General features: G+C 66.7%; 11 protein-coding genes and 1 pseudogene. 6 read left to right on the top strand and 6 right to left on the bottom strand.

From position 1 onward, the window contains the following. Positions 1-117 precede the first annotated feature (117 nt). The 3 genes from OG293_RS07710 to OG293_RS07700 all read left to right on the top strand — a co-directional run bounded on the left by OG293_RS07710 (position 118) and on the right by OG293_RS07700 (position 1445). Complete coding sequence (locus OG293_RS07710; protein ID WP_405998020.1) at positions 118-555, top strand: hypothetical protein; 438 nt, start codon at positions 118-120, stop codon at positions 553-555. Between the two features lie 45 nt (positions 556-600). Further along, positions 601-813 carry an MbtH family protein gene (locus OG293_RS07705; protein WP_405998019.1) on the top strand — a complete coding sequence of 71 codons (213 nt, stop codon included), beginning with the start codon at positions 601-603 and terminating at the stop codon, positions 811-813. Between the two features lie 86 nt (positions 814-899). Beyond that, entirely contained in the window at positions 900-1445 is a 546-nt protein-coding gene (locus OG293_RS07700; protein WP_405998018.1) for a winged helix-turn-helix domain-containing protein, read from the top strand. A gap of 167 nt (positions 1446-1612) precedes the next feature. On the opposite strand, the gene OG293_RS07695 is transcribed toward OG293_RS07700, so the two are convergent. Further along, positions 1613-2308, bottom strand: coding sequence for a tryptophan 2,3-dioxygenase family protein (locus OG293_RS07695; protein WP_405998017.1), 696 nt, complete (start codon positions 2306-2308; stop codon positions 1613-1615). A gap of 127 nt (positions 2309-2435) precedes the next feature. Next, positions 2436-2690: pseudogene (locus OG293_RS07690) on the bottom strand (thioesterase domain-containing protein); the annotation flags it as partial. Between OG293_RS07690 and OG293_RS07685 the strand changes: the two are divergent. Beyond that, entirely contained in the window at positions 2664-3959 is a 1296-nt protein-coding gene (locus OG293_RS07685) for a cytochrome P450 (protein ID WP_405998016.1), read from the top strand. The pseudogene OG293_RS07690 and the gene OG293_RS07685 overlap by 27 nt on opposite strands. 102 nt (positions 3960-4061) lie before the next feature. On the opposite strand, the gene OG293_RS07680 is transcribed toward OG293_RS07685, so the two are convergent. Together OG293_RS07680 and OG293_RS07675 are read right to left on the bottom strand one after the other, a co-directional pair. After that, a complete protein-coding gene (locus OG293_RS07680) occupies positions 4062-5810 on the bottom strand; it encodes a non-ribosomal peptide synthetase (protein WP_405998015.1) in 1749 nt (582 codons plus the stop codon). 88 nt (positions 5811-5898) lie between these two features. Next, complete coding sequence (locus tag OG293_RS07675) at positions 5899-6660, bottom strand: TioE family transcriptional regulator (RefSeq protein ID WP_405998014.1); 762 nt, start codon at positions 6658-6660, stop codon at positions 5899-5901. A gap of 158 nt (positions 6661-6818) precedes the next feature. Here OG293_RS07675 and OG293_RS07670 point away from each other — a divergent pair, with 158 nt between their 5' ends. Then, entirely contained in the window at positions 6819-9197 is a 2379-nt protein-coding gene (locus OG293_RS07670) for an ATP-binding cassette domain-containing protein (RefSeq protein ID WP_405998013.1), read from the top strand. A 504-nt stretch (positions 9198-9701) separates the two neighbouring features. Then, positions 9702-10661, top strand: a complete 960-nt coding sequence (locus tag OG293_RS07665) for an NAD(P)/FAD-dependent oxidoreductase (RefSeq protein ID WP_405998012.1) — start codon at positions 9702-9704, stop codon at positions 10659-10661. A gap of 164 nt (positions 10662-10825) precedes the next feature. Here the strand turns inward: OG293_RS07665 and OG293_RS07660 are convergent, their stop codons facing one another. After that, positions 10826-12208, bottom strand: a complete 1383-nt coding sequence (locus tag OG293_RS07660; protein ID WP_406003850.1) for a DoxX family protein — start codon at positions 12206-12208, stop codon at positions 10826-10828. A 74-nt stretch (positions 12209-12282) separates the two neighbouring features. Beyond that, positions 12283-12999, bottom strand: coding sequence for a class I SAM-dependent methyltransferase (locus OG293_RS07655; protein ID WP_405998011.1), 717 nt, complete (start codon positions 12997-12999; stop codon positions 12283-12285). Positions 13000-13115: the final 116 nt, after the last annotated feature.

Raw genomic sequence — 13115 nt, 5'->3', positions numbered from 1 at the left:
AAATGATTCCCCTGTCGTACGCGCAGCGGCGGATGTGGTTGGGGCGCCTCCGTCGAGTCGCGGGGCACGCTCGACCCGGCCGAGCTGGAGGCATGGGGTGCCGCACAGGGGCTGGCGGTGTACGGCACCTGGTCGGCACAGGCGGTGGACTGCTTCGAGGCGGTCATGGTGCCCGATGTCGACGTCCTCTGCTGCGACGGCGTCTGCCGTCCGGCCGACGCCCCCTCGTCCCGTCTGCTGAACGTTCCCGCGGTGTCCCGCCGTGTGTCACGGCTGCCGTCGCGGCTGCGGGAGGAACTCGCCGCCCGTCTCCCGGAGTTCATGATGCCCGGTGAGATCGTGGTGCTCGACCGACTGCCGCTGACCGAGAACGGGAAGGTGGACCGTGCCGCCTGCCCGACCCCGACCCGGCCGGCGGTGCGTACCGCGCGCCGCGCACATCGACGGCCGGTCCAGCGCATTGACATCGCCTGCGCTCACGACGAGATGTACCGGCCGCGGAACGCGGCTGAGATCAGCCGAGTCATCAACCGGATTCTGCGGGCAGCGCAGTGACCCTGACCAAACCCTGACCGGTGGAAAGAGATCTGGAGGATACAGGTGAGCATCAATCCGTTCGACGATGAGAATGGCCAGTTCCATGTCCTGGTCAACGACGAGGACCAGCACTCGCTCTGGCCCACGTTTTCCGAGGTACCGGCCGGCTGGCGCATCGTCTTCGGTCCGGCGGGACGGGCTGCGAGCATCGCCTACGTGGAGGAGAATTGGGCCGACATGCGGCCCCGCAGTCTCCGGGAGGCAATGAACGGGTAGGCCACGGGCGTGCTGCGAGGCGCGCGCTCGGGATTGCCCGGAACGCATCGGTGCCGCCGCCGGTTGTACGCCATATAAAGGCGGAGATGGTGACCATCCATGAGCGTCAACGGGGAGGCGTGTGTTCTGTGGGAGGCACAAACAGCGACGTCATGTTCGTCCGATGGCCGGCCCAAACGGACCTTCGGAATCGATGTAAGAGGGAAGGCGTACCCCGTCTTCTCGTCGTCGAGGGAGGTGCGCGACCTCCAGTCTGCAACGATCCCTTCGAAGACTGGGTTCGTGCACCCATATCTCGCGATGATCTGGATGCTCGTGTCAGGGCGTTACAGAACCGGCTCGACAGCCGCCAGGTTCCGACACTCGATTCGGCGGGAACGCTGGGTTTCGGTGCTCATTCGATCACCATATCAAATGTCCAGACCGAACTGATGGAGCTGCTTATCGAGCACTTCGGGGAGGTCGTGTACCGGCACGAACTCACGCAGCGGCTCGCGGAGCGCGTGCCGAGGCCGACGAGGAACTCGCTCGACCTCCACATCATGCGGCTCCGCCGCCGTCTGTCGCCGATCGACCTCGTCATCCGGACGGCGTGGGGCCGCGGCTACGTGCTGGAAACCGCGGCCACCTAAGGGTTGTCCCGCATCCCCGCCGGGCGCCCGACGCCAGCTACGGCACCTCGCTGCGTTGTCGGGCTCATCCGAATACGCCCAGTATGAGGACGACCCTCCGCCTTGCGATGCACCGCATCTGACGCCATGCGCTGACCCGCCGGGGATTACGGGACAGCCCTTAGGATCTAGCAGTGGTGCACCTTCCCCCGCAGCCGACGCAGTTCGGGGAAGGGTCTGGTGACGCGGCGGGCGAGGAAGTCAACGCCGCTCGACCCGCCGGTTCCGTCATGGTCCCCGAGCATCTTCGACACCAGCGCCAGATGTGCCACTTTCCAGTGCCAGTATCCGTTTCCGATCTCCAGCAGCGCTTCCGCGATGCGGTGCAGAACTCCGCACTCGACACCACGACGGCACACATCGTGAACTGACTGCCCGTGATACTCGGCTGCGGCAACGAACGCCTCATACAGGCTGCCTGGATGGTGGTCGTTGCCCAGGAGCCCTGTCAGCCGCCGGAACTGCGTTGACTGGGCGCCGCTCGCCGTGTCCAGAAAAGGCCGGAACTCGGCGAAGTAGCGGAGCGACAGTTTCTCCAATGCACGAAGCTGGTCCTGCAGTACCCGGAGGATCTCACCAGTTCGCAACAGGAATTCGAAACTCAGCTCCAGATCGGAGGTGTCACAGGGGGGTACGAGGGCTTCGGCGGCGGCGTCCAAGTCCGCCCCGATCTGTTTCAGCCACAGCTCGCAAGACTGGTGCGTGATGATGAAGAACTGCTCGGCCAGCACGACCGCCCGGCTGGCCGAGTCCGGAGTCCGCGGTTCCTGGAGCGAAAGCAAAGTCTCCATCCGCAGATAATCCGCATACGTCAGAGAGCTCAAGACGCCGCCTCCTCGCTGGTGACTGCACTGGTGAAGTCGATGAGTTCATGACTCCGGCTTTCAGCACCTCTTCAAAGCCGGTGCCGGGCACGACGGCGACGTTTGCCTCGACGGCGACGTGAGAACCCATCTCCCTGACGGTGCCGGCCGGTGGCTCGCCGAATCGGGCCCCTCTGCCCGGGTACTGAACACCGACGAGTGCGACATCCGGCGGCATCGCGGCAGACCAGGATGGAAAAGTTGTCGTCGAGCCACCGGGATGCGGAAAGCGCACCACTCGTGCGATCGGACAACGCACATGATTGATCGGCCTCGCCAGCGGCGCCGGTGAGTTCGGTGACCCATGTTCCGGAGCATGGCACGGCAGCGAGTGACTGATCATCAATCTTTCTTCTCTCATTCAAGGAGAAAGACCTGGGCAAGATATCAGCGACGCCATCTCCGCTGTTGTCACGATTCGCAGATGAGTACGCGGACTGAGCTGGACCTGACCGACGCCACCGCCTTCGTCCGGCACGATGCGCACGAGTTCTGGCGCGAAGTACGGAAGTCGAAGCCCGTGTACTGGCACGCCGGCGATCCTGGTTTCTGGGTCGTCGCCCGCCACGCCGACGTGCTTTCCTGCTACGCCAACGTGAAGGTGCTGAGCTCCGCACGCGGGACCGTGCTGGACGTGCTGCTGCGCGGCGGAGACTCCGCCGGCGGCAAGATGCTCGCGGTCACCGACCGGCCTCGGCACCGCGAGCTGCGCAACCTGATGTCGCGCGCGTTTTCGCCGCGCGTGCTCGGCGAAGTCGAGCACAACGTCCGGCGGAGAGCGACCCGCCTCATCAGGACGGTCACCCAGCTGGATGAGTTCGACTTCGCGACGGAGGTCGCGGAGCACATACCGATGAACACCATCTGCGATCTGCTCTCCATTCCACAAGAGGACCGCAAGCAACTGCTCCAGTGGAACAAGCTGGCGCTCTCCTCGGACGATGCCGAAGCCGACGAACTCGATTCGCTGGAGGCACGGAACGAGATCGTCGGCTACTTCATGGATCTCGCCCGGCAACGCCGGCGCGCCCCCGACGACGACGTCATCAGCCTGATCGCAACCGCGGAGGCCGGGGACCGCCGGCTCACGCTGGAGGAGGTCGCACTCAACTGCTACAGCCTCATTCTCGGCGGCGACGAGTCGTCTCGAGTGTCGGCGATCTGCGCGGTGAAGACGCTGGCCGAGCACCCCGACCAATGGCGCGCGCTGCGCGACGGCTCGGCCGATCCCGACTCTGCCGTCGAAGAGGTGCTCCGGTGGGCGACGCCCGCGATGCACTTCGCGCGCACCGCGACCGGGGACACGGAGATCGGCGGGCACCGGGTTCGCGCGGGCGACATCGTGACGCTGTGGAACACTTCCGCCAACAACGACGAGGAGGTGTTCGCCGCACCTCGCCGGTTCGACCTGACCCGCTCCCCCAACAAGCACGTGTCGTTCGGTCACGGCCCGCACTTTTGCGTCGGCGCGTTTCTCGGCCGGATGGAGCTGCGCGCGTTGTTGAGCGCGCTCACACAGTCGGTCACCGAGATCCGGGTGTGCGGCACGCCCACTCCGATCTACTCGAACTTCCTGCACGGCTACAGCAGCCTGCCGGTTGCCTTCCGCTGAAGTCGGTCGGGTAAGGGCTCAAGCCTCGCCGTGGCGCCGGCCCCGCCCAACGCACCCACCATGACGGGACGGCCTTGACCCGGGTAGCCGGGTACTCAGGCTTCAGCGGCGCAGGCGACTTTCGACAGCCGCGACGAGCTCACCGAGCGTCGACGACTGCAGCACGGTTCGGATCGGCACCCTGACCTCCAACTCCTCACGAATCCGTCCGGCCAGCATGGTCGCCTGCACGGAATGTCCGCCGAGATCGAAGAAGTTGTCGGCGGTCCCCGCCTCCGGGATCGCAAGGATGTCCCGCACCATGGCGCAGACGACAGCCGCACAACCGTCCGCTTCGCTGTCGTCCTGTCCCCGCGGTTCGCCCGCCCGCACTTCCGGCACCGGCAGGGCGTCCCGGTCGATCTTTCCGTTCGCCAGCGTGGGAAACCGGTCCAGCACCGTGACTTTCGCCGGCACCATGTGCGCGGGCAGCGACTTGGCGACGTGCGCGCGGAGCTCGGCGGGCACGACCGGGGCGGTGGTGGTGACGTAACCAACGACGTGCGCATCGGCCAGTTCGCCCCTCACCACGGCGACGGCGACGCCCACCGCAGGATGAGCGGCCAGCCGGGTCTCGATCTCACCGAGTTCGACACGGAACCCGCGCAGCTTCACCTGACCGTCCACGCGACCGGTGAAGGACAACTCGCCATCTGGCCCCATGCGGCCCCGGTCACCCGTGCGGTACATCCGGCTGCCGGGAGGCCCGAATGGGTTCGCCACGAACTTCGCCGCGGTCGCCGGCGACCGGTTCAGATACCCCCGTGCCAGTCCGCTGCCCGCGATGTACAGCTCACCTTCGGAACCCGGCGGCACCTGGCGCATGCGCTCGTCGAGCACATGTACCTCGTTGCCGATCCACGGTGTTCCGATTCCGACGTTGTCGGCGTCGCGAATCGGTCCGCTGATCGTCGCGCCGACTGTCACTTCGGTCGGGCCATAGCCGTTGAACATCCGCCTCGCGCGCGACCACTTGCGTACCAGCGTCGGCGTGCAGCTGTCTCCTGTGGACATGACGGTTCCGCCGATCAGGATGTCCTCGGCGTCGGTCACGCTCAATGCGACCGGTGGCAGCACGGCGTGGGTGATGTCGTATTTGAGCAGGGTGTCCCTCAGCGGCAGGCCCGGCAGCAAGTCCTCCGCGGGTGCCATGACGAGCGTCGCACCGGACAGCAACGCCAACGTCACGTCCCAGAACGCGGCATCGAAACTGATCGACGCCCACTGGAGTACTCGGTCGCCGGGCCCCACACGGAGAACGGCTGCCTGGGTGTCCACCATGTCACGCACGCCGCTGTGCGGCACAGCGACGCCCTTCGGTGTGCCGGTCGACCCCGATGTGTAGATCACGTACATCAGGTGCTCCGGGTGGAGCTCCGCGCGGCGTTCGTGCTGAGCGACGTCATGTCCCGGCAACTCCGCGCACGTCTTCTTGAAAGCCGGGTCGTCGAGCACGATCGCCGGCACCCCCGAGTCAAGAGATGCCACCGAGGACGACCTCAGGAGCAGCGCCGGCCGTGCGTCGGACAGCATGAACGACAAGCGTTCCGCCGGATAGCCCGGGTCGAGCGGGAGGTAGGCGCCACCGGCCTTGAGCACCGCCGTGATCGCCACGATCAGGTCGTTCGACTTCGGCACCGCGACCGCGACGAGCGAGTCCGGGCCGACACCGTGCGCGATCAGGTTGCGCGCGAGCCGATTGGCCCGGGTGTTCAGTTCCGTGTATCCGAGCGTGCTCTCATCGTCGATGAGGGCGGGCTCTCCTCCTCGCCGGGCGACGGTTGACTCGAACAGTGCGGGAACCGTGTACAACCGCAGTCAGCTCCTTCGCGAGAGTCCGTGGTCAACGGCGAATCTAGTGTCCGTCCCGGAGGCGCCCGGTGAATCCTTCCCATCTCTGTCATGGCGACATCGCTGTGACGGTGGGGTGGGTGAGCGGCTCGGTCGGGGCGATGCCGAGGAGGGTCACGTACTGGGCGAGTTGGGCGGCTGCGGTGAGCATCGAGACCCCCCGGGTGGTGAGTCTTTGCCGCCAGTCGTCAAGGGCGGCGGACAGCGCCTGTGTGCCGCCGGCTGTGCGGATCTGCTTGACCACGGTGGAGATGTGGTCCAGCGGGTAGCCGCCGCGTCTGAGGAGATGGGCGAGTTCGGCGTCGCGGATGTCGTGGGCGCCGTACGTGCGGTGTCCGGTGGCCGGCTCGCGGTCGGGGGCGAGGATGCCCGCCTCTTCCCAGTTGCGGAGGGTCGCCGCGGTAACGCCGAGGCGGCGGGAGAGTTCTCCGACGCTGAGGGGCTCGGTGCTTGCGAGTGCGTGCGAGGCGGTGTCCGAGCCGGTTTTCAGGTGCTCGACGGCCCGTCCGACCGCAGCCAGTGTTTCCCGGTCGCGCAGTAGCTGCGCATGGCCGCGATCGATGGCCGTCAGCGCGGCGTCGGGTTCGCCCGTGTTGAGTGCCCTCATGATCTGCCCGCTCAATGAGTAACCGTGCGCCGGGATGAGCGCAAGATACGCGCGCAGGGCCGCCGCATGCGCGTCGGTGTAGGTCCGGTAGCCGGCCGGGGTGCGTTCGGCGAGCGGAATGAATCCGTCCCGCTCGTAGTTGCGGACCGCCTGGGTCGAGATGCCGTGCTCGCGGGCGAGATCGAAGGGACGTAGGTAGTCCATGGTTTGAGACTTTAGCTCACTTGTCCTGGGCATTTTTCGGCAAAGTCTCAACTGGTATTGCAGGTATACGCTTAAGTGTCATGAGCAGCGAAGTTCAGGAATTCGTCACTACCTCTTATGACGAAGACGTGCCGCGTCCAACACATGGGAGAGACACAATGACCGTCGGCACGAGGACGGACACACAGCCGCCTGCGTTGCGCATGGCCGACAGCCACGAGATGATCCGCGTGCACGGTGCGCGTGAGAACAACCTCAAGAACGTCGACGTCGAGATCCCGAAGCGCCGGCTGACGGTGTTCACCGGGGTCTCCGGCTCGGGCAAGAGCTCGCTGGTGTTCGACACGATCGCCGCGGAGTCGCAGCGGCTGATCAACGAGACCTACAGCGCCTTCGTGCAGGGTTTCATGCAGACCCTGGGGCGGCCCGAAGTCGATGTGCTCGACGGGCTGACGACCGCGATCCTCGTCGACCAGCAGCCGATGGGCACCAGTCCCCGCTCCACGGTCGGCACCGCCACCGACGCGGGCGCGCTGCTGCGCATCCTCTTCAGCCGGCTCGCCAAGCCGCACATCGGCTCGCAAAAGGCGTTCGCCTTCAACGTCGCCTCGGCTGACGCGTCGGGCACATTGGTGGTCGGGGGGAAGAAGACCGAGAAGGGCTTCAGCGTCGTCGGCGGTATGTGTCTGCGCTGCGAAGGCATGGGCAGCGTCTCCGACATCGATCCCGCTCAGCTCTACGACGATTCCAAGTCGCTCGCCGACGGCGCGATCACCATCCCCGGCTGGAAGCCCGAGGGCTGGGTGGTGCAGTCGTTCACCGAGTCCGGCTTCCTCGACCCGGACAAGTCGATCCGCGACTACACCAGCGAAGAGCTGCACGACTTCCTGCACCGGGACCCGGTCAAGGTCAAGGTGAAGGGGATCAACACCACCTACGAGGGCCTGATCGCGCGGGTCCAGAAGTCGTTCCTGACCAAGGACAAGGAGACGCTGCAGCCGCACATCCGTGCCTTCGTGGACCGGGCGGTCACCTTCACCACCTGCCCTGAGTGCGACGGCACCCGGCTCACCGCGCTGACCCGGTCATCGAAGATCGACGGGATCAGCATCGCCGACGCCTGCGCGATGCAGATCAGCGACCTGGCCGCATGGATCCGCGGCCTCGACGAGCCGTCGGTCGCCACGCTGCTGACGGCGCTGGGCGGGACCCTCGACTCGTTCGTGGAGATCGGACTGGGCTATCTCTCGCTCGACCGGTCGTCGGGCACGCTGTCCGGCGGTGAGGCCCAGCGCACCAAGATGATCCGTCACCTCGGCTCCGCGCTCACCGACGTCACCTACGTCTTCGACGAGCCCACCGTCGGCCTGCATCCGCACGACATCCAGCGCATGAACGACCTGCTGCTGCAGCTGCGCGACAAGGGCAACACCGTGCTGGTGGTGGAGCACAAGCCGGAGACGATCCTGATCGCCGACCATGTGGTCGACCTCGGACCCGGCGCCGGTACGGCCGGCGGCGAGGTGGTCTTCGAGGGCACAGTCGAGGCGCTGCGGGCCAGCGACACGATCACCGGACGGCACCTGGACGACCGGGCCTCGGTGAAGCCCTCGGTGCGTAAGCCGTCCGGCGTGCTGGAGGTGCGCGGCGCGGACACCCACAACCTCCGCAACGTCGACGTGGACATCCCGCTCGGTGTGCTCACCGTGGTCACCGGGGTCGCCGGCTCCGGCAAGAGTTCAATGATCCACGGCTCGGTGGCCGGACGCGCGGGCGTGGTGACGGTGGACCAGGGAGCCATCAGGGGTTCCCGGCGCAGCAACCCGGCGACCTACACCGGAATGCTCGACCCGATCCGCAAGGCGTTCGCGAAGGCCAACGGCGTGAAGCCGGCCCTGTTCAGCGCCAACTCCGAGGGCGCCTGCCCCACCTGCAAGGGCGCCGGCGTCATCTACACCGACCTGGCGATCATGGCCGGCGTGGCGACCCCCTGCGAGGAGTGCGAGGGGAAGCGGTTCCAGGCATCGGTGCTTCAGTACCGCCTCGGCGGCCGGGACATCAGCGAGGTGTTCGCGATGCCGGTGACCGAGGCGGTGGAGTTCTTCCGCAGCGGTGAGGCGCGTACGCCGGCCGCGCATGCCGTCCTCGACCGGCTCGCCGATGTCGGGCTCGGCTACCTCAGCCTCGGCCAGCCGCTCACCACGCTGTCCGGCGGCGAGCGGCAACGCCTCAAGCTGGCCACCCAGATGGCCGGGACGGGCAGTGTCTACATCCTCGACGAGCCGACCAGCGGCCTGCACCTCGCCGATGTCGAGCAGTTGCTCGGCCTGCTCGACCGGCTCGTCGACTCCGGCAAGTCGGTCGTCGTCGTCGAGCACCACCAGGCGGTCATGGCGCACGCCGACTGGATCATCGACCTCGGCCCCGGTGCCGGCCATGACGGCGGCAAGATCGTCTTCGAGGGCACACCCGCGGACCTCGTCGCCGCCCGCTCCACCCTCACCGGCGAGCACCTCGCGGACTACGTCGGCAGCTGAGGCGAGGCATCTCCCGGATACGTGAGAGAAGTCCTCACACCTGTCGCCGCCCCGCCCCGGCACGATCAGGGCGGGGCGGCTTCAAAGAGGGCCGAGCGAGTAGCGAGCGGCACGACCGCGCGGGTGACCAGCCGCGTTGTCGCAGGACGAGGGAGACCCGGGACGAACGGCCCCAGGCAACGCGGGCTGGAGACGGAGCGTCAGGTCGCCAGGCGGCCCTCGCCCCCCTGCTGGGCCAAACAGGATGCCGTCTCCGCGCGGGATGTCTGGCCAAGTTCTTTCACTCTGATTGGTTCCGCACCGGGGCCGCGACCACAATCAAACACGGACACGTGACCGATGCTCGGAATGCCGTTGTTCCCGGGACAAGCCCGCGTCGGTTCCCCAGCGGCGGCGGTATCGGGTCGGCGGCGCCTACCTCAGGGAGAGCATGACCGTTGGGTGGTGCTCCTGCAGCTGCGCGGGCGCTGCACGCTCGTTCGATCGCGGCGATGACCGGACCCGATGAACGGAAGGTACCGACCCATGTCTTCGAATACCGACAACGAAACCGTCATCGTAGGGGCCGGCCCGGCCGGGCTCACGGCGGCGCTCGTCCTGGCCAGGTACCGCCACCGAGTGGTCGTCGTGGACAGTCCCCACGCACCGCGGAACAGCGCGTCGGGAGGCGTCCACGGGCATATCGGATTGGACGGCGCCGCTCCCGCCGAAATGCGATCGCGCGGTTGGAAGGAACTCTCCCGGTACGCGACCGTTGAGCTTCTGGAAGCCGATGTCGAAAGCGTGCGGACCGCGGGCAGCGGCCGATTCGGTGTCGGTCTCGACAACGGCGACATCATCGAGGCGTCGACCGTCCTGCTTGCCACCGGTGTCATCGACATCCACCCGACACAAGTGGATGGGTTTTCGGCCTGCTGGGGCCACACCGTGATCCACTGCCCGTTCTGCCTCGGCGAGGAGAATGCCGACCGGCGCTGGGCCATCGTCGTCGACAACGCGGAACTTGCCGCGCTGTCGGCTGTGGCTTTGCGTGCGTGGAGCACCGATACCGTCGCCATCTGTCCCGAGTCGATGCCCGGCATCGACGGGGCTCGTACAGCCGCGCACAGTAGGGGAGGTGACGTCATCGCGGGCACGATCCGCCGCCTGCATCACCGTCAAGGTTCGCTGTACGCGGTCGAATTCGACGACGGCCGCACCCTGGAGCGGGAAACGCTGGTGTGGACGCCGCCGCAGCGGCAACAACCTGTCGTCGCGCGAACGATCGACGAGCTGAATCTGACTGTCGACGACGGGGGCTTTGTGAGCGTCGATGACACTCGATGCACAAACGTCCCGGGCCTGTACGCAGCCGGGGACCTGGCCAGCCGATGGAAGCAGTCGATCACCGCGTCGGCTGCGGCGGGTGCCACAGCCGCCGATGCCATCCACGTGTCCGCGATTCAGCGCGCCGTCCGGACCTGAACCGGACTACGGCGCCACCCCGCCGCGTCAGCGTCGGACGCGGGCAACCACACCGACGACGACTCACGCCGGGGCTCTTGGGGGTGTGCCCCCGCTTGGTTCCGGGGACGTTCCGGGGATGGTGTCACCGGGTTTGGCGGCATCGGGGGACCCGCCCGAATCCGCTACCGCATGTAGGCGTTTTCCTGCACCCAGTGGAAGCCACGGCGGACGAGGGGGAACGTGTCGAGATCCAGTCGGTGCAGCCGCAGATGCAGCAGGTTGCCGTCGACTTCGCCGTCCAGGGTCAGCAGATCGTCTGCGGGACGCTGCAGCGTCAAGGTTGCCTTCCACGTCGGGTCGGCCATCTTGAGCAGGGTGATCGAATGGCCGTTCATGTCGATCGCCGCGATATGACCGTCGAGCGAATCGTCCATGCGCTGGATGGTCACGATGTCGGCCGAGTCGATGACGACCCGCCGCCATCGTTGCTTGTCAGTCGTCAGCGGCGGGTTCCGCACACCGTCGATCGAGAATTCGTCCACGTTCCAGATGCCGTACAGCGCGGGCTTTTCCCGGCCGCCGCCGTACTCCTTCCAGAACGCCCAGTCGTTGCGGATCTGCGAACCCAGCAGCCACAGCCCCACGGCGACCTGCCCGGCCGCGGCAATCCGGTTCGCGCGGCGCGTGCGGAACAGTTCCGGTCGGGGCGACCGGTGGACCGTCCGGTTCGACAGGAAGACTTCAGCGAGGCGCGCCGACTCCGGTGCCAGCAGCACAAGACTCAGCAAGAGCAGATGGAATGAATGGATCTTCACCGGGACGTCGAAGGTCATGTTCAGGATGAACACCTGAGTCAGTTCCACCGCGCACAGCAGCGCACCCAGTGTCGCTGTCCTCGGAAGGATCAGCAGCAGTCCGCCGGCGATTTCCGCACAGCCCAGCAGGATTTGGTACGTCTTGGAGGAGCCCGTCTGCGACCACAGCACACCCATCGGGCTGAAATTACCGAACGGCTCGATGAGCTTGGCCAGCGGCAGTTGAAACTGCAGCGGGATGGCCTTGGCGGCACCGTAGGAGAACATCTGCCCCGCAAGGCACATCCGGACCGCCAAACGGAACCACGTGTCCAGCGTCACGTAGTTCGTCCGGCGCCGGTCCAGCACGGACCAGATCGGGGTGACCGCAGCGGCGCCCATAAGCCAGCAGAACTGACCCACCCATGTGAACAGGTCGTCGCCGCCGTCGAAGCGCTCGCCCACTTCCTTGTCGAATACGTGGACGGCCACCCAGTTCCGCACCGGACGTATCGACCAGAGTTTCGCCCAGGAGTCGGCCGCCGCCTGCAGATGACCTAATCCGCCACCTCGCAGTGCCAGGAAGATCTGGGGCGTCGTCAGGCAGTAGAGCCCGGAGTAGGTGAAGCCGAATCGGAAGGCGACCCGGGTGATCTCACTCCAATGCGGCGAGTTCAGCGCGTTGCCGGTTCGCAGCCTGTTCCGCCTGGTCGCCCGGTTGGGCTGTGAGGGCGCCAGGATCCGTAGCAATGTGCCTGCTCGTACCTTCATGATTCATCACCTTCATGGGGCGGCGGCGCTCATGTCCTCAACAACCACTCAGAATCCGGTCGGTGGATCCTGGGTCAGGTGCGGCGGAATCGGCCGAGCCAGGCGTGCAGGTCGAGGGGTTCCGATGCGGACGGGAGTATTCCGTGCATATGGGTGTCGGTGATGGACTCGACTGTCCAGCCGTCGGCGAAGCCGATGCGCAGGTCGTCGGCGCACCGTTTCGGGCCGCGCGGTGCCGAGTCACTGTCGGGAAGCGGCGCCGGTATCTGCTCGATCACTTCGGCGAGCCGCGTCTGCATCTCCTCGGCCCCGCGGTTGCTGATCGCGAGCACATGCACGAGTGCCCCCGGGCGGCAGACGCGGTGCAGCGCCGCCGCGTAGGTCCGTAGATTGTCGGCGTCGAACGTGTGCGCAAGGCCGGAGTCGATCACGGTGTCGAAACATCCGTCGTAGCCCGCGAGTTCGAGGGCGTTGGCGACCTCGAAGGTGGCGGCGAGTCCACGCTCCTCGGCCTTGTGCCGCGCGATGGAGATCGCCGTCGGCGACAGGTCGAGCCCCGTCACCGCATAGCCCTTGCCGGCCAGGTAGAGCGCGTCCTCGCCGGTGCCGCAGCCCGGATCGAGCACCGTGCCGCAGATGAGTCCCGCTTCCTCGACCGCGACGTAGGCGGGCTGCGGCGCACCGATGTCCCAGGGGGGACGCTTACCGAACGGGCTCTCGCCGCGGTACACGGCGTCGAAGACATCCGTCAGCGCGTCCATTCCGCCGGAATGGGAAGCAGGTTCAGTCATGCTTCCATGATTGCGCCGACTTCGGCTCTGTTTTCGATCTCTTGCCAACTTCTGTCGCCCGGTCGGCCAACCGGCTGGGCCGCGCGACCAATTGGGCACGACGGAAGGAGGATGAG

The organism is Streptomyces sp. NBC_00829 (assembly GCF_045161795.1).
Lineage (GTDB): Bacteria > Actinomycetota > Actinomycetes > Streptomycetales > Streptomycetaceae > Streptomyces.
The sequence above is the reverse complement of the archived record's forward strand: the minus strand, read 5'-3'. Positions and strand labels throughout refer to the sequence as shown.

Coding starts and splice junctions, on each gene's coding strand:
- OG293_RS07700 (WP_405998018.1), top strand. CDS start 900: ATGGTGACCATCCATGAGCGTCAACGGGGAGGCGTGTGTTCTGTGGGA.
- OG293_RS07685 (WP_405998016.1), top strand. CDS start 2,664: ATGGCACGGCAGCGAGTGACTGATCATCAATCTTTCTTCTCTCATTCA.
- OG293_RS07675 (WP_405998014.1), bottom strand. CDS start 6,660: ATGGACTACCTACGTCCCTTCGATCTCGCCCGCGAGCACGGCATCTCG.
- OG293_RS07670 (WP_405998013.1), top strand. CDS start 6,819: ATGACCGTCGGCACGAGGACGGACACACAGCCGCCTGCGTTGCGCATG.
- OG293_RS07665 (WP_405998012.1), top strand. CDS start 9,702: ATGAACGGAAGGTACCGACCCATGTCTTCGAATACCGACAACGAAACC.
- OG293_RS07660 (WP_406003850.1), bottom strand. CDS start 12,208: ATGAAGGTACGAGCAGGCACATTGCTACGGATCCTGGCGCCCTCACAG.
- OG293_RS07655 (WP_405998011.1), bottom strand. CDS start 12,999: ATGACTGAACCTGCTTCCCATTCCGGCGGAATGGACGCGCTGACGGAT.